A 22532-nucleotide genomic window follows, 5' to 3' on the forward strand; every position below is an offset into this window, starting at 1 on the left:
TCGGCGTCGAAGCTACGGTCGACACCCCGCGCCCGGAGCGCCAGGCGGGTGTCGGGCGGGCGTCAGGTGGCGGCGTTGCGCAGGGCCCGATAGAGGAGGCGGGGGTCGCCGAGGCGGTGGCGGAGGCGTTTCTCCAGGCCGCCGATGGGGACGAGGTTCTGCGGCGCCCGGGGGTCCTTGTAGTCCACGCCGGCGAGAGAGGGCAGGACGAGGGCGGAGGCGTCGGCGAGGGCGGTGACCTCGTCGATGGGGAGGTCGGGCGCCGCTTCGCAGCGGACTATGCCCGCCCAGTGGGCGGTGTGGGTGCCGGGGAGACGCAGATACCAGGAGTGGCGCCTCCAGCTCGTGCCCATGAGGAAGACGGGGGTGCGCTCGCCGGGGCGCAGGTCGGTGACGACGGCGGCCTGGGGCGCGGGGAGGTAGGCGGCGTGGTGGGTCTTGATGTAGCCGAGGGTGCGGGGCAGATGGGACCGCCCCCGCAGGGGGCCGTCGACGAGGAGCAGGTCGCTCCTGCCGTCGAGGTCTGCCCGGCATGTCCGGGCCAGCTCGATCTCCAGCTCGGTGAGCTGCTGCTGCAGGGCGAGGGAGAGCTGCTCCATGGTGGCGCCCGTGGCGACATGCCCGGGATAGGAGGCGTACGGCGTGAGCACGCTCGGCGTGTCGGGGGATGGGCTGAACAGCGCCCGCCGTACGTCGATGGCGGCGAGGACGGCGGTCTCACCGCCGGTGGGGGAGCAGCGCACGACGCCCGCGGCGTAGGAGGCGGCGATGCCGGGAGCGGGCATGGCCCCGCCCGGGTCGTGGACCCAGACGCGGGCGTCGACGCGGCGGACGCCGTCGGCGATCAGCATGACGTCGGGCGCGGCGGCGCCGCGCGCGGGTGACAGGGGTTTCCACAGGCTCGCGGGGACCTCGCGGTCGAGGTCGAGCTCGGCCGAGGATCTCGCGTCGAGCTCGGTGAGCGCCTCCGCGGAGACCGCCGAGGCGTAGCCGGGGTCCCACGGGTCGATGGAGAATCCGCGCTGCGGGACGGCGGTGACGCTCATGTGGTCTCGTGTCCTTGTCGGTGCGTCGGGAGCCTTCGGAGGTGACGGTTTCGGCGGTGCGGGCTTCGGAGCGGGCGGCTTCGGAGCGGGCGGCTTCGGCTGTGACGGCTTCGGAGCTGGCCGCTCATGTGATCACCGTGCTCAGTTTGGAGCCGGACTCGTCCTTGGTGATCTCGAAGCGCACCGGCACGCGTTCGGCGAGGGCGGGCACGTGGGTGACGACGCCGACCATGCGGTCCCGGCCCGTGGTGAGGCGTTCGAGGGTGACGGCGACGGTGTCGAGGGTCGCGGGGTCGAGCGTGCCGAAACCCTCGTCGAGGAAGATGGAGTCGAGGCTGCGGGCGGCGGCGGCAGCCATGCCGGCGACCTGGTCGGAGAGGGCGAGCGCCAGAGCCAGGGCCGCCTGGAAGGTCTCGCCGCCGGACAGGGTGCGCACGCTGCGGGCCAGCCCCGCCTCCCGGTGGTCGATCACCTCGATGTCGTTCTTGTCGCTCAACGCCAGCTCGAACTGGCCGTCGGACAGGTCGCGCAGGGTGACGGAGGCCGAGGTGACCAGCACGTCGAGGGCTTCGGAGCACAGCCAGCGCTCGAAGTTGTTGGCCCGCAGCATCAGCGCCAGCTCGTGCGCGACCCGCGCCTGCTCGTCGAGCTCGGCGGCCTGCGCCGCGAGGGCCGCGGCGTGTTCGCGGTCGCGGCGGATCCGTTCGAGCTCGCCGGAGGCGAGGGCGACGGCGGTCACGGCCGCCTCGTGAAGGGCCGAGGCGTCGGCCTTCGAGGGCACGGCGACGTGGTGGGCGCGGAGCCGTTCGGCGATGGACCCGCGTTCGGCGGCCAGGGCCTGCTCGGCGGCCACGAGCCGCTGGATCAGGGTCGACAGGGTTCGCCGACCTCGGGCGGCGGCTTCTTCGCGCCAGGTCAGCAGGGTGGTCCAGGCGCGGGCGAGGTCGTCGCGGTCGAGCGGGGGAGCGTCGAGCGCCACGACCGAGTCGCGGGCGGCCGACAGGTCGCGCCAGCCCCGCTCGGCCCTCGCCGACAGCTCCTCGACGCGCCTTTCAGCCCTGGCGTGCGCCGCGCGGGCTTCGCGTGTGGCGGCGCGGGCGCTCTTCGCCGCGGTCTCGGCGGCGGTCGCCGCGTCGATCAACCGGCCCAGCTCGGCCCCGTCGGCGGTGGCGGGGGCGGGCAGGGTGGTGAGCCGCTCGCTCAATGCGGTGACGCGCTGGCCGAGTTTGACGGATTCGAGCTCGGCGGCGCGATGCGCCCGCTCGGCGTTCTCGCGACCTTCGCGGGCCGCGCGCAGCGCGCGGTCGGCGGTCTCCATGTCCGTCAGCGGGGGGTGGTGGGGCAGCTCGTTCACGGCCCGCAGGCACGCCGGGCAGGGCTCGCCGACGCGGAGCCTCCTGGCCAGCTCGGCGGCCGTGTGGGTGTCGCGCACCCGCTCCCGCTCGGCCTCGGCGGCCGTGAGCGCGGCGGCGGCCGAGGCGAGACCGGTCGCGAGCAGGGCCGCCTCATGGACGGCGGCCGCCGCCTTGGCCTCGGCGGCGGCAAGCTCGGCGGAGGTCCGCTCGTGGTCATGGAGCAGTTCCAGGGTGCGCACCAGGCCGATTCTGTCGGGCAGCTCCGACAGTTCGTCCTCGGCGTCCCGCTCGGCCGCCTCCAATTCGGCGATCCGCCGCGCGCACTCGGCCGCGGCGGCGCGTGCGGTGCGCAGCGCGTCGGCCAGGGTGGGCACGTCGGCCGGCATGGCGAGAGCCGTCAGCGCCGTGAGCCGCTCCTCACCCGCGGCGCGTTCCTCCCGGACACGCCTGAGCTCGTCGTCCTGGTCGCGCAGGGCGGCCACTTCGAGCCCCACCTGGTGGCTCAGGTCGCGCAGGGTCGACAGCCGTTCGGACGCGGCCCGCTCCGCCGCCTCGTCCGAGCCTTGGATCTTGCGGAGCTCGTCCCGTATGAACTCGGCCCTGTCCCTGGCGGCCTTCTCCTCCTGACCGGCGCGTTTGCCCACCCGCTCGTAGACCCCCGCGTCGAGGAGCTGCACCAGCAGGTCCTGCCGGTCGCGCGGCGGGGCGTGCAGGAACTCGGCGAACCTGTTCTGCGGCAGCACCACACACTGGGTGAAGAACTTGTACGGCAGGCCCGTGATGCGTTCGACCTCGCCTGTGACGCCGTCGCCGTGCCCCAGCAGCCGCACCGACGCCGCGAGCAGGTCGGCCAGCGGCGCGGTCTCCGGCACGGTGCCGTCGAGCTCCTCGACCCGTGCCTCGCGGGTGCCGACCACGCCGCGCGCGCTGCGCTGAAGCACGCGGACCACGCCGTATCGCCGCCCGCCCGCCTCGAACACCAGCGCCACCTCTCCCGCCGAGGCGGAGGGCGCGAGGGCGGGGGCCACGGATTTCTCGCGGCCCCAGCGGGGGGCGGTGCCGTACAGGGCGAAGCAGATCGCGTCGATGACGGTGCTCTTGCCCGCACCGGTCGGGCCGACAAGGGCGAAGTAATCGATGCCGGAGAAGTCGACCGTGGTGGGTTCGCGGAAACTGCCGAAGTTCGACAGGTGCAACCGGAGTGGGCGCATCAGCTCGTCTCCTCGTCGTACAGGCGGTCGAACAGCGACGTCACCGCGCCGTCGGCCTTGCCGGTCGCCGACAGATAGTCGCGGAAGAGCTCGCGCGGGCTGCGCGCCGCTCCGGGGGAGGCGCCCTTGGCGCGGGTGGCGGACACGGGGCGGAACCGCTCGTCCAGTTGCACGTCGAGGGCGTTGGGGAGCATGCCGCGCACCAGCTCCGCGAGCCCGGCGCGCGGGCGCTCCTCGACGAACACGCGCAGCCAGGCGCCGTCGTCGGGCAGCGCCGACAGCCTCTCCAGCGTGCCGCGCACCGTCTTGAGCGGTACGGCACGGGCCACGGCGACCTCACTGACCTTCGCCGGCCGGTTCGGCCCGACGTCCACCAGCAGTGCGCCCGGCGTGTTGTTCTCCTCGCCGAAGTCGACCGCGATGGGCGATCCGCTGTACCAGATCGGGCACGGCCCGGGGATCTGCTGCCTGCGGTGCAGATGCCCGAGGGCGGCATATTGCGTGGATGTGGGGAAGGCTGTGGGTTCGAAGTAGTACGAGAAGATGGAGTGCGCCTCCCGCTCCCCGCCGCCGAACGCCCCGCCGGGCATCGTGCCGTGCGAGGTGACCAGGTTGACCGTGCCGTCGGCGAACCCCTGCGTGAGCGCGGCGGTCAGCTGCGCGAACCTCGCGGCGTACATCCGGTTGTGCTCGGCCGCCGTGCCGCCGAGCGCCTCGGCCGCCCGCACGACATAGCGCTGGGACAGGAAGGGGAGCACGGCGAGGCGCACATCCTCGCCCGACCTCGCCCGGATCGCCAGCGTGCCGCCCTTGTCGGGACGGCGGAACGTGCCCACCACGTGGATGCCCAGCTCCCCGAGCACCGGCCGGTAGACGTCGAAGAGGTGGGCGTTGTCGTGGTTGCCCGCCAGCACCACCACATCGCGTTCGCCCTGTTCGCGCAGCGCGAGCAGGGTCTGCATGACGAGCGACTGCGCCTCGGGCGTGGGGGCGGAGGTGTCGAACAGGTCTCCGGCGACCAGGACCATGTCGACGTCCTCGTGTCTGGCGGTCTCGACGAGCTCGCCGAGGACCGCCTTGTGCTCCTCGACACGCTGGCGGCCCTTCAGGACCTTGCCCACATGCCAGTCGGCCGTATGCAGGATTTTCATCAAATCTCCGCGGAGGGTCAGAAGGGGGGTCAGAAGGGGGGCACGTCATCGTCGGCGGGCAGGCCCGCGAACGGGTCGTCGGCCGCGCCGGTGATCGGGTTGACAGCGAGCAGGTGGGCCTCGGAGGGCCGGGTCGCCCAGGCCGGGAAGGGGAAGGCCACGGCGAGCGGCACGGGGATCTCCGGCTGGGCCACGAACATCGTGCCGGGCTTGGCGATGGTGGCGCGTTCTCTGGCCGTCCCGGTCAGCCACCCGTATTCCGAGCGGGTCGCCTCCGCCGGGTCGAGCCGCCCGGCGACCCGCACCGCGCAGTTGGCCACGATGCGCCGCTCGACCTCCGAGGCGGTCTGCTGCGCCCCGATCAGGATCACGCCGAGCGATCTTCCGCGTTCGGCCACGTCGAGCAGGATCTCCTTGATCGGGGAGTCGCCGTCCCGAGGGGCGTACTTGTTGAGCTCGTCGAGGACCACGAACAGCAGCGGCCTCGCCGTGCCACTGCTCTCCTTGCGGGCGAACTCGCCGCGCAGCGTGACGCCGACCACGAAACGCTGGGCGCGCTCGGGCAGGTTGTGCAGGTCGACGATCGTGACCTGGGCGTCGGCGGTGCTGATGGAGTGCGGCCGCCGCCCCGGCAGGTCGCCGCGCAGCAGCGGCGACAGCGCCCGCACCGACGAGCGCAGCCTGCGCAGGAACGCGTTGACGGTGCCCATGGTGACCTGCGCGCCCGCCCACCGCGCCCTGGTGTCCTCGCCCGTCACGAGGTCCTCGACGAGGTCGACGAGCTGCTCATACGTGCGGCACGGCGCGCCGCCGCCGACCCGCACCGCGCCCGCGTCGTCGGCGCGTTCGGCGTCGGTGCGCAGCCGGGCCGCGACCTGCGCCACGAGCATGGTGTATTGCGAGCGCTCGTCCTCGGCGTCTGCGAACACGAACCTCAGCAGCTCCTGCTCGCAGAACTCCGCCAGGGTCCAGTAGAACGCGCTCACGTCACGCGTGCGGGCGCTCACGTGCGGCACGGCGTTGGGGTCGCCGGGGCGGGGCGGCGCGAACACGTGAACGCTCCCGAACGGCCCCGCGGGCAGCCCGAGCCTGGCGTAGTCGCCGCGCGCCCGGTCGTCGATCCGCGTGTTGGCGTGGTCGATGAACAGCAGGTCCTCGCCCTTGACCGAGAAGATCAACGCCTTGGTGTTGGCCGCCTCGGCCTTCAGCACACCCGAAGTGAAGATCGAGTAGAGGAGGAAGGTGGCGAACGACGTCTTGGTCGCCACACCGGACACGCCGGAGATCGACACGTGGGCGCCGCGCGTGCCGTCGAGGAAGTCGAAGTTCAGGTAGAGCGGATGCCCGTCCCTGCCGAGCCCCATCGGCACCCGCTTCTGCATCACGTCGAAGTAGAGCGCCTGATCGCGGTCGGCGGCCTCGGCCCTGTAGGTCGGCGAGCCGGGCAGCGGAGGCACGAACACCTCGGGCTCGACACGCGTCACCCGCACCTCGGCGCTCTCGGCGACGGCCGCGGGCAGCTTCCCGTCGGCGATCAGGAACACGTCGGAGTCGAACGACGCGCCCTCATGCCGGGCCTCCACCTTGGTCACGACGCCGGCCACGAGCACCTGGCCGTGCCCGGGCACCTCGCGCCGGGTGACCACCACGTCGTCGAGCTGCACGACCCTGCCGGGCTCCAACCCCACCCAGAACGAGAGCGGCGAGGCGGCCTGCGTGCCGAGCACCCGCCCCACGGCCTCCGCGGAGGCCGCCGGCGACGCCGCGACCTCCTCGGACGCGCCGGCGGCCGGGGCTTCAGGGGTCAGGCCGTTGGACAGGGTCACCGCGATCTCCTCGCTGCGCGCTTTCGGGTAAGGGCAGGGTAACCGGCCCCACTGACGCTCACGGCCCGATGGGGCAGGATGGGCGGTATGGAGAGGTCCGTGCTGATCTTTGATGGGGACTGCGGCTTCTGCACCACCGCGGTGGAATTCGCCCGCCGCCGCATGCGTATCGACGCCGAGATCGTTCCGTGGCAGTTCACCGATCTGGCCGCGCTCGGCACCACCCGGCGGCGCGCGGAACACGAGGTCCTGTGGATCACGCCCGACGGGCGTGTCCGCGGCGGCGCCCAGGCCGTGGCCGTACTGCTCATCGCCGCCGGGCTCCCCTGGGCACCGCTCGGCGTGATCATGCGGATCCCGCCGTTCCGGTGGATCGCCCACGGCGTCTACCGTCTGATCGCGAACAACCGCCATGTGCTTCCCGGCGGCACCCCCGCGTGCTCCCTCCCGGCGAGCCGCCGCCCCTGACGGCATGCCCGCGGGCCCCGATCGGGGCCCGCCGCCCCCGGACATGACGGTGCCGGAGGCGAGGGTGGTCCTCACCTCCGGCACGCGCATGTGCGGGGGCACCGTACGGCATAAGCCGACGTTGGAGCCGAGCGCAGCGTGCGTCCCACCGCGCGGCACGCTGCGCTCGGGGTCTAAGGGGCGGTCAGCGAACTAGGCCGCGCGCTCCCAGAGGGCGGCGACGTTCGGCGGCTCCCAGCCGGCGAGGGAGGTGTGGGGCTGGCGGCACTCGTAGACCACGCCGTTGTACGTCACACGCTGGCCGACGGTGTACGACGCGCCCGTCTGCCACGGCGTGGCGGGGCCGGTCGCCGTCGGCGTGGGTGTCGGCGAGTTTGTGGGAGTGGGAGTGGGAGTCGGGGTGGGGGTGGGCGAGTTGGTCGGCGTCGGGGTGGGCGTCGGGGTCGGGTCGACGTTGCCCTCGCCGAACACCACGTCGGAGCAGGTGTAGAAGGCCTCGCCGCTGTCCGAGCGCTGCCAGACCGAGTAGATGAGGTGGCGGCCCTGCTTGCCGGAGGGCAGCGTGCCGTTCCACACGTAGGACCCGTTGACCAGGCTCGGGTTGGTGACCTTCTGGAACGGCGTCGCCTCAAGGTCGGACCACTTGAGCGGCTGGGTCGGGCTGTACCCGTCCTTGGTGACGTACACCTCGAAGGTGCCGGGGTGAGGAGCGGTGGCCTTGTAGCGGAACGTGTGGGACGCGCCCGCGCTCAGCTTGGTCGACGGCCAGTCGGTCCGCGGCAGGTCGAAGGCGCGGTACTTGTCTCGGCCGCCGCTGCACAGCTTGCCGTCCGGGATGAGCGACCGGTGCGCGCCGTCGGCGTTGGCCTGGTTGACCTCGTTCCAGTCGTACAGGGGCTGGGTGCCGCCGATCGCGACGGCGTTCTGACACGCCGCGCTCTTGGGCGCTTCCGGGTCTTCCAAGAAGCAGGCGTAGGTGCGGCTGATGGGGGTCTCCATCGAACCGTGCGCCCCGGCCGGACCGGGGACCATGACAAGTGCGGCTACCCCGCCGAGAGTGGCGAGGATCGCTGCGCGTCGCCTGTTCATTTCAGGCTTCTCCTTTGACCGGGAGGGAATAGGGGGGTATCCGCTGGTCAGCACGTTCTGAGTGGCTTAACTCTTAGTTAACTTTCCTAAGAGTTTGGAAGAGGGTAGTCCCCGGGGAGGGGTCGGTCAAGCGTTTTGGTGACCCGGAGTCACGGCTTCCGGCGCGATCGCATCGGGGATTCCGGCGCGGCCCCCGGCCGCTCCTCGTCGAACCGCGCCCCCCTCGGGTGGCGCAGCGACCTCAACGGCTGCAGCAGCCACAGCCACACCGACGCCCCCGCCACGGCCGCCGCGAAAAGCGCGAAGGGCCAGGACTCCAGTACGGCTTTCGCCACCAGCGCCACGGCCGCCGTCATCGCCAGGGACAGGAAGATCGCGCCCGCGATGCCCAGCGTGTTGGCCCGGCGCAGCAGCATCGCCTTGGAGCCCGTACGGAACAGCACCCGGTGCTGCGCGGCCGGGGCGATGAAACAGATGCTCGCGAACGCCGACCCCATCAACGCCACGAAGAACAGCCACTTGCCGAGCGTGTCGACCTTGCCGAAGCCCGCGGCGAACGGGATCGTCAGCAGGAACGCGAACATCACCTGCACGCCCGTGACGGCGACCCGCAGCTCTTGGAGCAGCTCCATCAGCTCGCGGTTCACGCGTTCCCTGGGGCCCTCACCCGTGCCGGGACGCCCTCTGTCGGCGTGGACCGCCTCCAGGGAGTCCCTCCGGTGCGCCTGGGCGTCCCTGGGGGCGTCCCCGGACGGATCGGTCATCGCGCAGCACCCTCTTGCCTGGTCGGCGTTCCTCCGTGCACGGGGGCTGGCGGCGGCGATGTGCACCGCCTCCGATGCGCGAGATCGTATCCAGATTGCCCCTTCGGTAAACGACTAGGCGACTTGTCTGCATATTTCTGATTGTTTCCGCCCGGCTGCGAAGCATGGGACAAGCCGTACCTTTTATTGGCGTCGTGTTGACGCTGACAGGGGAATGAGCTGCATCAAGATTGATCAACGATGTATGCGGGGGAAGCTTGGTCGAGCCGGGCCGGAGGAGCCTATTCAAAATCGCCGTGGGAGGAGTGGCGGTTCTCGCCTCGGGTGGCGTCGCGGTGCCCGCCCGAGCGACCGACCGCCCCGAGCCCGCCCCCGACGCCACGCCTGAACCTGCGCCGGTCCACGCCGGCTGCTTCAGCGAGACCTTCAAGGGGCGGAACCTGCAGATCTGCCCCCATACACCGGTTGTGGATGACCTCATGGCGCGAGGGGTCTTCATCGACGGGGTGCCGCTGCTGATCGCGGTGCGCCACGGCACATACACCAGTGCCCTCAACCTCCACACCGCCCACGACAGCCTGAAGGCGGCCGCTCGCGACGCCGTCAACCGCCTACAGGGCGCCGCCTTGGAACTCCGCCGCGGCCGTCTCGACCCGCCGGCTCTCGACCGGCCCGACCTTCCCGGTCGGCGCGGAGGTCAACGCCGCAGGCCCGGACGAGCCGGATATGTACGGCGGAACGTCGCGACCTTCACCTCGGCCGAACGCGCCGACTTCGTCGACGCCCTCCTCACCCTCAAAGACCAAGGCGTCTACGACTACCTCGTCGACCTCAGCCGCCGGTCCTTCAGCAGCCCCTGGAACGCCCAAACCCACGCCGGCTTCGTCCCGTGGCACCGGGCACTCCTCCTCCTGCTCGAAACACAGATCCAGCGGCTCAAACCCGCACTCGCACTGCCGTACTGGGACTGGGGCGCCGACAAGGGCCTCGCCGGCGCCCCCTTCACCACCGACCTCCTCGGCGGCAACGGCTACGCCGGCACCGGCGACCGGCCCCGCGCCGCCGAAGTCACCACCGGCCCCTTCGCCGCACGCACCGGCCAATGGCCCATCACCGTCCGCGAAGACAGCCGAGGCTACCTCCGCCGCGAAATCGGCCGCGCCGGCCCCGCCAGCTCCGGCCCCGGCCAGGTCAACCACTTCCTCGGCGACACGGTCTACGACCGGGCCCCCTTCGACACCACCGCCACCACAGAACTCGAAGGCTGGTGGGGCACCCCGAACGCCATGCACAACCGGGCCCACACCTGGATCGGCGGCACGATGACCGCCGCCTCATCGGCCAACGACCCCCTCTTCTACCTCACCCACGCCTACATCGACAGCCTCTGGGCCGACTGGCAACTCCGCCACCCCGACGTCGCCAACGCCCTCCCCGCCGACCTCCTCGACACACCCCTCGAACCCTTCAAGAGCGAGCTCAACTGGACCATCACCCCACGCCAACTGCTCAACCACGGCGCCTGGTACACCTACACCTGACGCCGCCCCGCCCCCGCCGTACAGCCCCGCCAACGTGGCGTGAGGACCCCGCGGATGCCGCTATTCTTATGGATGTCGGGCGCCGCTAGCTCAGTTGGTTAGAGCAGCTGACTCTTAATCAGCGGGTCCGGGGTTCGAGTCCCTGGCGGCGCACCACACAGAGACCCCAAGTCAGTTCGCTGGCCTGGGGTCTCTCGGTTCTGTTCGGCGAGCGGTCGCCTCAACCGACCAGGCCGGACGCACGCCGACCTCGTAGAAAACCCCGTTGGCCAGGTCCGTTGCGCCCGGTATCATCCACCATCCCGATCAGCGCGAGCGGCATGGCAGCGATGCTTCGTGGGACCGCGACTGGAAGCTGCTGACCGGGTGGAAGCGCTGGATCGTGAACGATACGGGCCACCAGGCGTTCACCGACATCCCGCTGCTCGGGCCCTTTCTCGGCATCAAGCCCGTACCCGGCACCGGTGGTCAGTCCTGGCGCCGAGCACGCTCGTAGGGGCCTTGGCGTACGCCGATAGGTGGAACGCGCGGTCGTCATCGTCGTCGCCGCGGCACTCCGCGGTTCACCTCAGAGTCGGCTTCGGTCAGCCGACCGTGCCGCTTGTCCACACGGTGCGGCCGTCCAGCAGGGTCAGCTCGGAGGTGATGGTGTGCACCTCGTCGACCGGAACGGTCATGTAATCCTTGGAGAGCACCGCCAGGTCTGCGCGGTAGCCGGGGACGAGGCGCCCCCGGGAGCCGTCCTCGAAAGTGGACCAGGCGCTGCCCACGGTGTAGCCGCGCAGAGCCTCCTCCCTGGTGAGCAGGTTCTCCTCCGACAGCGTCGGCGTGCCCGACACCGTGAGTCCGGTGAGGAACCATTCCAGGCTGGTGAACGGGTTGTACGAGGCGGCACGCATGGCGTCCGAGCCCAGCGCGATCGGGACACCCGCCTCGATGAGAGCGCGCATTACCGGTGACTCCGCGATGCGGTCCGCTCCCCAGGCCGCGATCGCCTCCTCGCCGTCGAGCCGCAGCAGGCTCTGGACCATCACGCCCGCCCCGAGGGCCTTCAGCCGGGAGATGTGGTCCCTGGTGATTCCCATGCCGTGCACGATGGTCCAGCGGAGGCCCGAGATGGGGTGCACCTTGTCGATGCGCTCCCACACGTCCAGCAGCCGGTCGATGTAGAGGGTCTGTTGCGCGTGGATCTGCACGGTCCACCCCTTGGCCGCGAAGGGCAGGAGCAGCCGTTCGTGCATGTCCATGGCCTCGGGAGAGGTGTCTCCCAGCCGCGTTACGCCGTCATGACTGTGATAGAGGATCACCTCGCCAATGCCCGACACCCGCATCATGTCGTCGCCGAAGTGTGGCTCAAGGAAACGGGCATAGCCCGCGAGCTCCTCCTCCTCCAAGCCGGGCGCCGACGAGTGGTGGTAGAGCCGCACACGCGTGGCCAGTTCTCCTCGGCGCCACGCCTCGTAGATCGGGCCGTAGACGTCCGGCCCGGTGTTGTAGCCGCCGCCGTCGACGCAGCCGGTCAGACCGACCCGGGCGAACTCGCGTGACAGCGCCGCCGTCGAGGCGACCTGCTCGTCGAAGGTAGGGGCCGGGAGCTGCTTGTAGAACCACGTCATCAGAAAGCGGCCGGCCCCCCTGCCGTTCAGCTCGCCGTTCTCGTCCCGCTCGAACTCACCCTGTTCGGCCAGAGACGCCACCAGTTCCTCGGTGATCCCCATGGTCTTCATGCCGAGCGTGTTGAGCTGGACGTAGGCGTACTGCATCTGCACATAGACGGGGTGGTCAGGAGCCACTCTGTCCAGCTCTTCCTTGGTCGGGCCCCGACCGCTGTCCCGGAACTGCTTCGGGTCCCAGCCGCCGATGATCCGGATCCAGGTTCCCTTGGGAAGGCGCTGTGCCGCCTCCTCGATCGTCTCCAGCGCGGTGGACAGCCGGCGGACATCCTCCCAGCGCAGCTCGTCGTTCCAGGTGAGGCCGGCACGCATGAAGTGCACGTGTGAGTCGATCAGACCGGGGATCACCCGGCGGTCACCCAGATCCACCACCTCTGTCGTCCCGTCGGCCAGCGACCGTATCTCGTCGTCACTGCCCACCGATGTGATCACCCCGTTGCGGATCGCGAGGGCACTGACCTCGCCGGGAACGACGCTGGAATCGGCGAGTGTGGTGATCCGGCCGTTGACGAGAATCCGGTCGGGAACGGACGAAGTCAATGCTCCTCCAACGGGGTCAGCCTCGTGCGATGTCGCCGCGGCTGTGAGGTCGGGAACGCGCGCCTGGGTAGAGCACGCGGGCTCGGAGAACGGGGTCGTGACGACCGTGTTCAAGCGGTCGCCTGTTTCAATGTCGCGGCTGAATCACCCAGGGGTCCAACAGAACGTTTTGGACGCAGGTATCGATACCATCGCTAGATGGAGTTGCGGCAGGTCTGAACGTCCCGCGTTCCGTCCTACCAGTGGTTGAGGCGGATCGAGTTCTCCGAACCGCCCAAGACGGCCTCCGGCAAGATCTCCTGTGCCGTCAGGGGTGAAATCAGAGAAACGAGTGGCCCGGGGGACGCGGGCTCACGTCGCCCCCTCCAACGCCGGGGCCATGGCCGACTCGGCCAGCCCGGCGACCAGCGGAGCCAGGCGCCGGAGCTCTTCGAGATGGGGGGCGCTCAGCAGTGCGAGCTTCCCCTCGCCCTTCTCCGTGAGCATGAGGCGGACGATCCGGCGGTCGCCGCTGAGGCTGCGGTTGCGCGTGACCAGCCCCATCTGCTCCACCCGGTTGACCAATTGGACGGTGCTGTGGTGCCGGGTGCAGAGGTATTCGGCGAGGTCCCCGATGGTCGGCCCCCGCGGGTCGGAATGCCCCCGGATCGCCAGCAGCAGTTGGTGCTGGGCGGCCGTGAGCCCCACCTCGGCGGCCTGCTCCTCGCTCCAGCGCAGGAACCGCCGCAGCGCGGCACGAAGCCCGAGCAACCTGGCGTACTCGCTATCGCTGAGGTGCTTGGGTAGTGGCCGCATTGGAATTGATCCCTCCTGTGGTGATAATATCACATTAAGACATATCGGTGAGGTGTCAGGAGGATCGACAGTTCCTCGCCGCGGAGAGTCCGCTCGCCTCGCCACACAAGCGCACGACTGCGTCTTGAGAAGGTGGTGGAAGACATGGCTGGTCAAGCCATGAGCACGCACCCCGACATCGCGGAGCTGCGGGCGAAATACGAGCTCGCCGGCGAGGCGCCGACCGCCAAGGTGGTCGCCGGTCTCATCTTCCTGACCGGGCTCTATATCGCGGCCTCTCCGTGGATCGTCGGATTCAACGGCTTCACGACCTTGGCCGTGAACAACCTGATCGTTGGTATCGCGCTGGCGCTGCTGGGATTCGGCTTCGTCTCGGCCTACGGCCGCACGCACGGCGTCGCCTGGGTCGTCCCGATCATCGGCCTCTGGACGATCGTGGCCCCGTGGGTCGTGCACCCTCACGTCGCGCCCGGATCGATGATCTGGAGCAACGTGGCGAGCGGCATCGTCGCCCTGGCGCTCGGCTTGGGTGCGGTCTTCCTGGGCAGGAAGGTGGAGACCGCCCGCAAGGGCTGAGGCTCCGACAGAGGCCAAGGCCGGCCGACCCGTCGCCGCCCTTACCGGGTCGGCCGGGCCTGCCCGCCCTACCTGCCTTTACCGGCGGAAGCCGGGCCACCCGGCTTCCGCCGCGGCCCCTGGGGCCTGCCGTACGCCGTGCCGTACGGATGATCGGGGCTGGTCAGCTTGGGATCCCGTCGCCGGGGACCCAACCGTCGTCGGCGACGCCGCTGCCCTCCGGCAGGCCGTGGGCAACCTCCTCGGCGAGCAGCGGCGGCGGCGAATATGCAGCCGTCGGTGCTTCACCTATCCGGACTTCCGAGGTGGATGCGCGCAGGGCTTACCCGGTGCTGTGAAGAAGACACACCCGTCGTTATCTGTGTGGCAAGGTATGGGGTCCAATCGCCTCAAATGGGGAGCCACGGGTGGCACCAGAAGGTCACGAAGGACTGAACGATCCTCGCCAGGAGGCCGAAGGCGAGCTCAGTATGGCGGTGCTCGCGCTCGACGACGGCGAGGTGAAGCACGCGGCGGAGCATGTGGCGGCGGCTCTGGCGCTCGACCCGACGTTGCCGGACGCGCATGAGCTGCTGGCCCGGTTGGACGTCGAGCTGTTTCCCATGGAGCGGCCGGTGTTCGTCGGCACGGTGATCGCGCGGGCGCATTTGCTGGCGGCACGGGGAGAGCATGTGAAGGCCCTGGAGCTGCTGGCCTCCGCTCAGCGCCACGACCCGAGGGGCCGCTGGGCGCACGTGCCGTGGGTGCTCGATCCGGAGCTGCCCGCCCGGGTGCCCCAGGAGGTGCTGTTCAGGCTGTTCGGCGGCCTGGCGCCGTCGCTGGCCGACCCGGTGGCGGCGGAGGACAGGCCGGCGTTGGAGCCGTACGTGCAGCTCGTACGGCACAGCGCGCGGACCTACCCCGAATGCGCCACGCTCCTGTGGGCGGGGTCGATGCTCATGCGGCGGGCGGGCGAGGCGGAGGAGGCCGTGCTGCTGGCCGATCGTTCGGCCGTGCTGGCGCCGTCCCGGCAGGCCGCGATCGCCGCCTTCGGCGCCCACCGCAACCTTGAGCGGTGGGACGAGGCGGAGAAGGCCCTGCTGCGGGCGTTGGAGATCGACCCCGACGACCTGTATGTACGGACCGACCTCGCCGAGCTGCTGCAACGGACCGGTCGGCTTGAGGACGGTCTGGCGTGGGTGGAGGGCGCCCTGCGCGTGGACGCGGAGCACGAGGCGGCGTTCCCGACGGCGTGCGGCCTGCGGTTCGAGTGCGACGGCGACGCCCGGCATCTGATCGACCTGGCGGACCATCTGCGTGCCCACCCGGAGAACGGGCACGCGTCGAGGGTCCTGTCGGTGCAGTCGGCGAAGCTGCCCTGGTTGAACTATTCGGTGCCCGCGACCGAGTCGGTGGTGAACGTGCTTTTCCAAGTGCTGGAGGACGAGGGGGCGGATGCGGGGGGCGGCGCGCTCGCCGTGTCGGCTCCCGAGCCGCCCAGCGCCCTGCTGGCCTTCTCCTGCGCGCTGCCCGATTTCACGTTGTCGATCGAGGCGGTTCCGGAGCCCGATCCTCGGCTGCCCGTGCCGGAGGTCTTCTCCGGCGGTCCTGTCCGGGAGGTCTCGCGGCAGGTGTGGCGCTATGAGGACGCGACCGCCGTACCGGCCGTGCCCATTCCTCCGCTTGAGGCCGGACATGCGGTGGCGGCCCTGGCCGAGTCGCGGTGGCCGCATCTTCCGGCCGCGTTCGACGCGGCGGTGCGGCTGTCGTCGTTGCCGCTCGACGATCTGCTCGGTGTGCTCGTCCATCCGCCGGCGTTGCCGTACGGCAGGGCGGAGCTGTGGCCGCACTGGATCCGGCAGGTGCAGGCGTGGGCCTGCCTGGGGATCGCCCACCACCGGGGAGACCAGCCGTGGCGGGAGTCGGAGCGCCGCAGGACGCTGGTCGATCTGGCCTACGGGCCCGAGGACTGGGTGAGCGAGGCGGCCGTACTGGCGTTGATCGCCACGGCGTGGGTGGACCCGGAGGCCAGGGCGGACGTCGCGGAGCTGGTGGGGTGGCGCTATCTGGCGGCCGTCGAGGCGGGCGGCAAGAGGCCGGTCACCATCCTCGACTCGCTGGGCAGGCTGGTTCTGGTGACCCCCGATGTCCACCCCGACGTGCGCTCGCTCGCCGAACGGTGGCTGTCCGACGACGACGCCGACCCCGGTGACGCCGACGCCGCGTCGACCGGTGGGGTGTGACGGAGGTCGCGGGCGACGGCGGTGCCGTACGGGTCGGGTGCGCTGTACGGCGCACCGGTCAGGTGTGGTAGCGGCCCCAGGGGGCGGAGAGGCCGTTGGCGGGGTGGTCGGTCTGGGGCGCGGCGCCGGGCTGGGGGGTGCTCGGGAGCGGTGCGGTGACGTCGTCGGGCAGGCCCCATGGCCGGGTGTCGCGATAGTGGCGCAGGGCGTCGAGCGACAGGGACACGATGTGGGTGCCGGCCGTCTCGTCGGCCAGGAGCACCGTGTGGTCGCGGGGGTTTCCGCCGTCGTCGAAGGCGATGCCGTCGCAGACGAGCGAGCGTCCGCTGTAAGGCGGTTCGGGATAGTTGGCGAGGGCGACGGCGTAGCGGTTCTCGAAGCCCCGGGTGCGCACCTGCCAGAGGCGGTTGACGCACAGCGGGCCGGCGTTGGGGATGAGCACGAGTTCGGCTCCCTGGTGGGCGAGGGAGAGGGCGGCGTCGGGGAAGTCCCGGTCGTGGCAGATCAGGAGCCCGACCCGGACCTGGTCGCCGTCGGCGAGGTCGAGGTCGGCCGTCGCGACGTCGCGGCCGGGGGCGCCCTCCCCGGTGAACCGGGCGGGGCCGACCTCGCGGTAGGTGAGGACGGTGTCGCCGCTCGGGTCGATGAGCGCCGCTGCGTTGTGCGCTGTGTTGTGCGCTGTGTTGGGTGTCTCCCCGTCGTCGACGTCGAGGTAGGTCGCGACCACGGCCACCCCGCTCTTCCAGGCCGCCTCCTCCGCCGCCGCGAGGTAGCGCCGCTGCGCCTGGAGCAGAGTCTGGCGGGCCTCGGCCGACTCCAGTTCCGCGGCGGTGGGCAACTGGTGGCCGATGTTCCACGTCCCGGGGAAGACCGCGATGTCGGCGCCCGCGTCGGCGGCGTGCGCCACCCAGTGCCGGGTCAGCGCGATGTTGCGGTCGACGTCGCGGCCGTGCGCGCTCTGCTGGACGACGGCGATTCTCATCGGGGGGCTCCCTGCTTCGGTACGGCGGCGCCGTAGGTCGCGTTGGAGGGGTGGGCGGCCGGGGCGGCCGGCCGCAGGCGGGAGAGGCCCGTGGTGGGGGGGCGTCATGGCGCCGGGGCGATTCCAGGTGGTGTGATCCGGCGTCCTCCTCGTCGAGATGCCGCGCGTGTCGGAAGGTGGTTCAACGCGAAGGTACCGAGTCGGCGGCCCCGAGGGGGCCGATTCCCGCGGCGTTGGGCCGGTGCGGCAGGGGCGTGCAGGCGGTAGCCGTACCGAGGATGACGACGCGCGCGCGTGGTGTGACGGCGGCTCGGGACGCTCGCGGCACCGGAGGGCTAGAGGCCGCGCAGCACACCGCCGTCGACCGGGATCATGGCACCGGTGACATAGGAGGCCGCCGGGGACAGCAGGAACGCGGCCACCCGGCCGAACTCCTCCGGGGAGCCCACCCTGCCGAGCGGGATGGCGGCGACCGCCCTGCGGGTCGCCTCCGGCGACGTCCGCCGCTCCAGGTAGCGCAGCCGTTCCGTGGCGATGCGCCCGGGCAGCAGGCCGTTCACCCGCACGCCCTTCCGGCCGAGCTCGGCCGAAAGGGACTTGGCGACCATGGCCAGCCCGGGGCGCAGCCCGTTGGAGATACCGAGTTCCGGGATCGGTTCACGGACCGAGGTGGAAAGGACGAAGACGATCGACCCGCCTTCGGCCAGCGCGTCGGCCGCCGCCGTGGCCAGCCGGACCGCGCCGAGGAAGACCGATTCGAAGGACGCGCGCCACTGGTCGTCGACGACCGAGGTGACGGGACCCGCGGGCGGCCCGCCGACGCTGATCAGCAGGCCGTCCACCCGGCCGAACCGCGACGCCGCGGCGGTGAGGAGCCGCTGCGGGGCGTCGGGGTCGGCGTTGTCGGCGCTCACACCGGCCGCCCCGGACGGGCCGAGCGCGTTCACCGCGCGGTCCAGCGCGGTCTTGTCGCGCCCGGAGATGACGACGCGGGCGCCCTCGTCCACTAGGGCGCGGGCCGCGGCGAACCCCAGGCCGCCGGAGCCCCCCGTGATCACGTGGACGCGGTCGCGCAGGCCGAGATCCACCGGTCACGTCCTACGTCCGGCTTTGCCGTTCACCCGCGCCAGCCACTCGTTGGCGGCCTTGTGGTGGTCGGGGTGAGTGAGGCAGACCTCCTGGTCGGCGAGATAGCCGGCGAGGAGGTCCTCGTCGGGGTGGCGGGGAAGGCTGAGCGCCTTCTTGCACATGGCGAAGCTGATGGTGGGCAGGTCCTCGGCGAACGTTTTCGCCTGGGCGACCGCGCGTTCGAGCACCCCCTCCCGCCCGGAGTCCACGACCTCGTCGATGAGGCCGTAGTCGAGCGCGGTCGGGCTGTCCCACGTCTCATTGAAAAGCACCATGCGTCGGGCACGCCCAAGGCCGACGAACCGCCAGAGGCGGTGAGGGCTCAGACTGGGGATCAGCCCCTCCTTGGCCGCCGGGAGGGCGAACCGCGCCCGCGCGTCGGCGATCCGCAGGTCGCAGGTGAGCGCGAGCTGCAACCCGGCGCCGATGCAGTGGCCGTGGATCGCGCAGATCACCGGCTTGGGGAGGTTCTCCGACAGCCACATGGTCTGTTCCCACAGCGGGAAGAACGACCGCGGAATGCGTTCCTCCGCCAGCGCGGTCAGGTCGATGCCCGCGCAGAACGACGAGCCTTCGCCGCTCAGCACGATCGCGCGGACCGACTCGTCGTGTTCGCACTCGGCCAGCGCGGCGTTGAACTGCAGCAGCGTGTCGAGGTCGACCGCGTTCAGTTTGGACGGCCGGTTCAAACCGATCACCGCGACGGCGCCGTCCCGTTCGATCCGCAGGTTCGCCAGATCGTTGTGCACGCTGTCCTCCTAGATGCCGGCCAGTGCCTCGACATACCGGATCGCGCGGTCGGTGTCGTAGGACCGGCTGATGGAGAGTTCCTGTGCCGTGAGCGATCCTTCGCCGTGGACGGCCAGGACGGACTGGTAGCCGCCGAAGTCGCGGGCGGTGAGATCGGAGATCAGGTTGATCAGCCGCAGACGCCGTTCGGCCGGCACCGCCGCGGCGTAGTACTTCTCCATCACCGCGCGTGTCGCCGGCTCGGCCCAGTCGTCCGCGCCGAGCCCGGTCACCAGGAGGCCGCCCGACAGGTCGATCAGTGTGGCGACGGCGTCGCGGTAGCCGCGTCCGAAGTGATATCTGGCCATGTTCGCCGTGAGGGGGTCAGGCATCTGGACGCCGGTCTGGTGGGTGCGTGATCTGATCGCGGCCATCTCGGCGAGCGAGCGCACCGTCTCCGTGTAGACGATCAGTTCGGTGAGCTTGTCCCGGACATGGCCTGCCTTGGCGATGCCGTTCGCCTCGGCGATGAGGATGGCCGAACCGATGAGGATGTCGAGCAGCGGCAGCTTGTAGTTGATCGAGGTGAAGCGGTGGAACCCGGCGAACGCCATCGCCAGAGGCCCGGCCTCTTCCACCGTCCGCGCGAGGAACACGCGGTCGCGCGGCACTCTGACGTCCTCGAACACCGTCAGGCTCTCCACCATCTTGTGCCGTGACGACAGCGGGAAGTCGAACTCGTTGCGCGGTGCCCCGAGATACGGCGACACGTGGATGTGCAGTCCCGGCGTGTCGATCGGTACGGCGAAAGCCACCGCGTAGTCGCGGTCGGCGGCGTCCATGGCCCGGGTGGGCAGCACGACGATCTCGTCGGCGTTCGCGGAGTACGAGGTGTGGGTCTTGGCGCCCCGCACGGTGATGGAGTCGCTGTCCTCGTCGACGATCCGTACATAGAGGTCGGGGTCCGCCTGCGCGTGGGGGTGCAGGGAACGGTCGCCCTTGACGTCGGTCTGGCCCACCGCCAGGGCGAGGTCCAGGTCGCGGCACCGCTGGTAGTAGGCGGTGGCCTTCTCCAGCGATTCGCCGCTGAGCGTGAGCAGCAGAGCGAACAGCGCGTCGCTGCCGACCTCCTTCAGCAGGATCGTGCCTGCGCCGAGCCGCGCTCCGGCCTCGATGAGATGTCCGCGCGTGATGAGCTCGTCCGCGCTGCGGGGCACGTGGTAGTACATCGAGTACGGATCCTCGGCGTCCTTGCTCACCGCCAGGTCGGGATGGCTGCCGCTGATCTCGTAGGACAGCGCCGAGTGGTCGATCGCGCTCCGCAGTTCCGGATGGGCGGTCACGTCCGCGACCCGTTTCCCCCCGTAGAAGACGCGGCGGCCGTCTTTCAGACCGTCCCTGTATTGCTGAACCGTGCGGAGTGTCATGGGTTCCCGTTCGCGTCAACAGCGTGATCGTGACGTGGGTCAGCATTCAAGAGTGTGACGTGAGAGTCGCTGACGATCTGCCATGGTGAAGCGCGGCATGGTCAGACTACGAGTCAGATAACTTAATAATCAAGGGCAGATCCTCACGGCATCACGGGTTGACCGCACCATGCGGGCCGCGTAAAACTGCGACTCAAATGTCACATCTCGGGGGCGGTGCCGCATGGGCTCATTTCCGGTCTTCGATGGGGCCTCGAAGGTTTTCCCCATCTACTCCCGCGCCAACATCGGCGAGATCTTCCCCGATCCGATAAGCCCCTTGAACGCATCCGCGGGATTCCAGGCGAACCTGGAGCCCGGGTGGCGGGCGGCGTTCGTGAGCTGCGGAGTGTGGGACCACGATCTCTACGACGCCACCGTCGAGCACAACATCGTGCCCGCCTTCGGCGGCTACCTCTACATCAACATGTCGCTGATGCGGCTGTTCGGGGTCCGGGTGCCGGGGGCCACCCCCGGAAGCGTGGACCTCCAATACTTCGGGGACATGCCGGGCATCCCCTCCTACGAGAGCGAGCGCCGGGACTTCGACGAGAACCCCGCCTACTCCGAGAAGGCCGGCGCCTGGCTCGCCCACGAGGTGCTGGGCGCGACCGACCTGGCCGCCTACGACGCCGACCGCCGCACGGTGGCCGGGATCCGGGCCCGACGTCCCGACCTCGCCTCGCTGTCGGACCGGGAGCTGCGCCAACGCATCACCTCATTCGGCGACGTGCTCCAAGGGGTGTTCGAACGCCACATCTCAGCCAGCCTCAAGTCCGGCATCGGCCTGGGCGGGATAGCGCGGATCACCGAGGCGGCCGGCCGCCCGGATCTGGCGTTGACCCTGGTCAGCGGCATAGGCGAGGTGGACTCCGCAGAGCCTTCGACGCAGATGTGGCACCTGTCCAGACTGGCCCGCACCGGCCCGGTCGCCGCGCACTTCGACGCGGGAGGCCGCGACCTGTTCGAACGGCTCGGCGCCGACCCCGAAACCCGCGACTTCGCCGATGCCCTCGACCGGTTCCTCCGGACGTGGGATTTCCGCGGCCCTTCCGAATGGGAGATACGCGCCACGACCTGGGGCACCGACCCCGCGCTCGTCCTGGCCACCGTCGACCGCCTGCGGTTGGTCTCCGAGGACGAGGCCCCGGCGCGCAAGAACGCCGAGCGCGCACGGCAGCGGCAGGCGGCGAGCGCGGAACTGCGCACGCTGTTCGCCGGAGACGAGACCGCCGTGGCCCAGTTCGACGCCGTGCTGCACGCCGCCGAACTGTGGCTGCGCGGCCGGGAGCGCGGCCGCACGACGGCCGCCATGCTCATCCACGAGGTACGGCTGGCGGCCCGCGAACTCGGCCGCCGCGCCGCCGAGGCAGGCCATCTCGACCATGTGGCGCAGATCTTCATGCTGTTCGCCGGCGAACTGGACACCTGGCTGGACGACCCGGCCGCCCACCTCGACATACTGCGTGAACGCGAGCGCACGTATCTGCGGCTCTTCGACTACGAGCCCCCGTTCGTCACCGTCGGCCGCCCAGGGCCCGTCGCCGAGTGGAGGCGGCGGTCCGATCGGAGCGCCGCCCCGCTGCGGCCCGGCGACGCCATCACCGGCGTGCCCGGCTGCGGCGGCACCGCCCGCGGGCGGGCACGCGTCCTGACCGCGCCGGACGACCCGTCGGCCCTGGAACCCGGAGACATCCTCGTCGCCCCCATCACCGACCCGTCGTGGACACCGCTGTTCGTGGCCGCCGCGGCCGTCGTGGTCGACGTCGGAGCGCCCTTCTCCCACGCCGCGATCATCAGCAGGGAACTGGGCATCCCGTGCGTCGTCTCCGCGACCGACGCCACCGCCCGCATCCCCGACGGCGCACTGATCGAAGTGGACGGCACGACGGCCGCGGTCACCGTACTCGAGGTCGTTGACGTCACCGCCGCCGTCACCGCCGCCGAGGCTGAAGGCGCGCCGTAGCCCG

The 22532-nt window shown here is 70.7% G+C and carries 18 protein-coding genes and 1 tRNA gene; 7 read left to right on the plus strand and 12 right to left on the minus strand.

Annotated features, from left to right (window positions below; genetic code table 11):
• Positions 1-62: 62 nt before the first annotated feature.
• The 4 genes from BLQ73_RS16185 to BLQ73_RS16200 all read right to left on the minus strand — a co-directional run bounded on the left by BLQ73_RS16185 (position 63) and on the right by BLQ73_RS16200 (position 6589).
• Positions 63-1046 (minus strand): hypothetical protein, encoded by a 984-nt coding sequence (locus tag BLQ73_RS16185; protein ID WP_093171284.1) that lies wholly within the window; start codon positions 1044-1046, stop codon positions 63-65.
• Between the two features lie 124 nt (positions 1047-1170).
• On the minus strand, positions 1171-3612 hold the full coding sequence (locus tag BLQ73_RS16190; RefSeq protein ID WP_093171285.1) for an AAA family ATPase: 2442 nt from the start codon (positions 3610-3612) through the stop codon (positions 1171-1173).
• A complete protein-coding gene (locus BLQ73_RS16195) occupies positions 3612-4763 on the minus strand; it encodes a metallophosphoesterase family protein (protein WP_093171286.1) in 1152 nt (383 codons plus the stop codon). The genes BLQ73_RS16190 and BLQ73_RS16195 overlap by 1 nt, the downstream gene beginning before the upstream one ends.
• 29 nt (positions 4764-4792) lie before the next feature.
• Positions 4793-6589, minus strand: a complete 1797-nt coding sequence (locus BLQ73_RS16200; RefSeq protein WP_245691118.1) for an ATP-binding protein — start codon at positions 6587-6589, stop codon at positions 4793-4795.
• Positions 6590-6688: 99 nt separating this feature from the next.
• On the opposite strand from BLQ73_RS16200, the gene BLQ73_RS16205 reads away from it, so the two are divergent.
• Positions 6689-7057, plus strand: a complete 369-nt coding sequence (locus BLQ73_RS16205) for a thiol-disulfide oxidoreductase DCC family protein (protein ID WP_245691119.1) — start codon at positions 6689-6691, stop codon at positions 7055-7057.
• 192 nt (positions 7058-7249) lie between these two features.
• On the opposite strand, the gene BLQ73_RS16210 is transcribed toward BLQ73_RS16205, so the two are convergent.
• Positions 7250-8146, minus strand: coding sequence for a lytic polysaccharide monooxygenase (locus BLQ73_RS16210; protein ID WP_093171288.1), 897 nt, complete (start codon positions 8144-8146; stop codon positions 7250-7252).
• A gap of 149 nt (positions 8147-8295) precedes the next feature.
• Positions 8296-8910, minus strand: a complete 615-nt coding sequence (locus BLQ73_RS16215; protein ID WP_176955486.1) for a DUF6328 family protein — start codon at positions 8908-8910, stop codon at positions 8296-8298.
• A gap of 305 nt (positions 8911-9215) precedes the next feature.
• Between BLQ73_RS16215 and BLQ73_RS16220 the strand changes: the two genes are divergently transcribed.
• From BLQ73_RS16220 to BLQ73_RS16230, 3 genes are all read left to right on the plus strand, one after another.
• On the plus strand, positions 9216-10451 hold the full coding sequence (locus tag BLQ73_RS16220) for a tyrosinase family oxidase copper chaperone (protein ID WP_093171289.1): 1236 nt from the start codon (positions 9216-9218) through the stop codon (positions 10449-10451).
• 79 nt (positions 10452-10530) lie between these two features.
• Positions 10531-10607 (plus strand) — tRNA-Lys (locus BLQ73_RS16225).
• A 109-nt stretch (positions 10608-10716) separates the two neighbouring features.
• Positions 10717-10947, plus strand: coding sequence for a hypothetical protein (locus BLQ73_RS16230; RefSeq protein WP_093171290.1), 231 nt, complete (start codon positions 10717-10719; stop codon positions 10945-10947).
• A gap of 88 nt (positions 10948-11035) precedes the next feature.
• Here BLQ73_RS16230 and BLQ73_RS16235 read toward each other — a convergent pair whose 3' ends face one another.
• Positions 11036-12664: an amidohydrolase gene (locus tag BLQ73_RS16235; protein ID WP_176955487.1), complete on the minus strand. Its 1629-nt coding sequence runs from the start codon at positions 12662-12664 to the stop codon at positions 11036-11038.
• A gap of 351 nt (positions 12665-13015) precedes the next feature.
• Positions 13016-13459, minus strand: coding sequence for a MarR family winged helix-turn-helix transcriptional regulator (locus tag BLQ73_RS16240; protein ID WP_093171292.1), 444 nt, complete (start codon positions 13457-13459; stop codon positions 13016-13018).
• Positions 13460-13603: 144 nt separating this feature from the next.
• Between BLQ73_RS16240 and BLQ73_RS16245 the strand changes: the two genes are divergently transcribed.
• Positions 13604-14035: an SPW repeat protein gene (locus tag BLQ73_RS16245; RefSeq protein WP_218125884.1), complete on the plus strand. Its 432-nt coding sequence runs from the start codon at positions 13604-13606 to the stop codon at positions 14033-14035.
• Between the two features lie 407 nt (positions 14036-14442).
• Positions 14443-16257 (plus strand): tetratricopeptide repeat protein, encoded by a 1815-nt coding sequence (locus BLQ73_RS16250; RefSeq protein WP_245691120.1) that lies wholly within the window; start codon positions 14443-14445, stop codon positions 16255-16257.
• Positions 16258-16315: 58 nt separating this feature from the next.
• On the opposite strand, the gene BLQ73_RS16255 is transcribed toward BLQ73_RS16250, so the two are convergent.
• From BLQ73_RS16255 to BLQ73_RS16270, 4 genes are all read right to left on the minus strand, one after another.
• The gene (locus tag BLQ73_RS16255; protein WP_176955488.1) at positions 16316-17239 is read right to left on the minus strand and encodes a carbon-nitrogen hydrolase family protein; all 924 of its coding nucleotides are present in this window, start codon (positions 17237-17239) and stop codon (positions 16316-16318) included.
• A 335-nt stretch (positions 17240-17574) separates the two neighbouring features.
• Positions 17575-18327, minus strand: a complete 753-nt coding sequence (locus tag BLQ73_RS16260) for an SDR family oxidoreductase (RefSeq protein ID WP_093171296.1) — start codon at positions 18325-18327, stop codon at positions 17575-17577.
• A 3-nt stretch (positions 18328-18330) separates the two neighbouring features.
• A complete protein-coding gene (locus BLQ73_RS16265; RefSeq protein WP_093171297.1) occupies positions 18331-19116 on the minus strand; it encodes an enoyl-CoA hydratase/isomerase family protein in 786 nt (261 codons plus the stop codon).
• A 9-nt stretch (positions 19117-19125) separates the two neighbouring features.
• Positions 19126-20523: a 4-hydroxyphenylacetate 3-hydroxylase N-terminal domain-containing protein gene (locus tag BLQ73_RS16270; RefSeq protein ID WP_093171298.1), complete on the minus strand. Its 1398-nt coding sequence runs from the start codon at positions 20521-20523 to the stop codon at positions 19126-19128.
• Between the two features lie 223 nt (positions 20524-20746).
• Between BLQ73_RS16270 and BLQ73_RS16275 the strand changes: the two genes are divergently transcribed.
• A complete protein-coding gene (locus tag BLQ73_RS16275; protein WP_093171299.1) occupies positions 20747-22528 on the plus strand; it encodes a PEP-utilizing enzyme in 1782 nt (593 codons plus the stop codon).
• The last annotated feature ends 4 nt before the right edge of the window (positions 22529-22532 follow it).

The organism is Sinosporangium album, from assembly GCF_900100605.1.
Lineage (GTDB): Bacteria > Actinomycetota > Actinomycetes > Streptosporangiales > Streptosporangiaceae > Sinosporangium > Sinosporangium album.

What these genes read in the sequence shown, in the direction of transcription:
- BLQ73_RS16210 (WP_093171288.1), bottom strand. Translation starts at nt 8,146, where the DNA reads ATGAACAGGCGACGCGCAGCGATCCTCGCCACTCTCGGCGGGGTAGCC.
- BLQ73_RS16240 (WP_093171292.1), bottom strand. Translation starts at nt 13,459, where the DNA reads ATGCGGCCACTACCCAAGCACCTCAGCGATAGCGAGTACGCCAGGTTG.
- BLQ73_RS16195 (WP_093171286.1), bottom strand. Translation starts at nt 4,763, where the DNA reads ATGAAAATCCTGCATACGGCCGACTGGCATGTGGGCAAGGTCCTGAAG.
- BLQ73_RS16185 (WP_093171284.1), bottom strand. Translation starts at nt 1,046, where the DNA reads ATGAGCGTCACCGCCGTCCCGCAGCGCGGATTCTCCATCGACCCGTGG.
- BLQ73_RS16270 (WP_093171298.1), bottom strand. Translation starts at nt 20,523, where the DNA reads ATGACACTCCGCACGGTTCAGCAATACAGGGACGGTCTGAAAGACGGC.
- BLQ73_RS16215 (WP_176955486.1), bottom strand. Translation starts at nt 8,910, where the DNA reads ATGACCGATCCGTCCGGGGACGCCCCCAGGGACGCCCAGGCGCACCGG.
- BLQ73_RS16255 (WP_176955488.1), bottom strand. Translation starts at nt 17,239, where the DNA reads ATGAGAATCGCCGTCGTCCAGCAGAGCGCGCACGGCCGCGACGTCGAC.
- BLQ73_RS16275 (WP_093171299.1), top strand. Translation starts at nt 20,747, where the DNA reads ATGGGCTCATTTCCGGTCTTCGATGGGGCCTCGAAGGTTTTCCCCATC.
- BLQ73_RS16245 (WP_218125884.1), top strand. Translation starts at nt 13,604, where the DNA reads ATGGCTGGTCAAGCCATGAGCACGCACCCCGACATCGCGGAGCTGCGG.
- BLQ73_RS16190 (WP_093171285.1), bottom strand. Translation starts at nt 3,612, where the DNA reads ATGCGCCCACTCCGGTTGCACCTGTCGAACTTCGGCAGTTTCCGCGAA.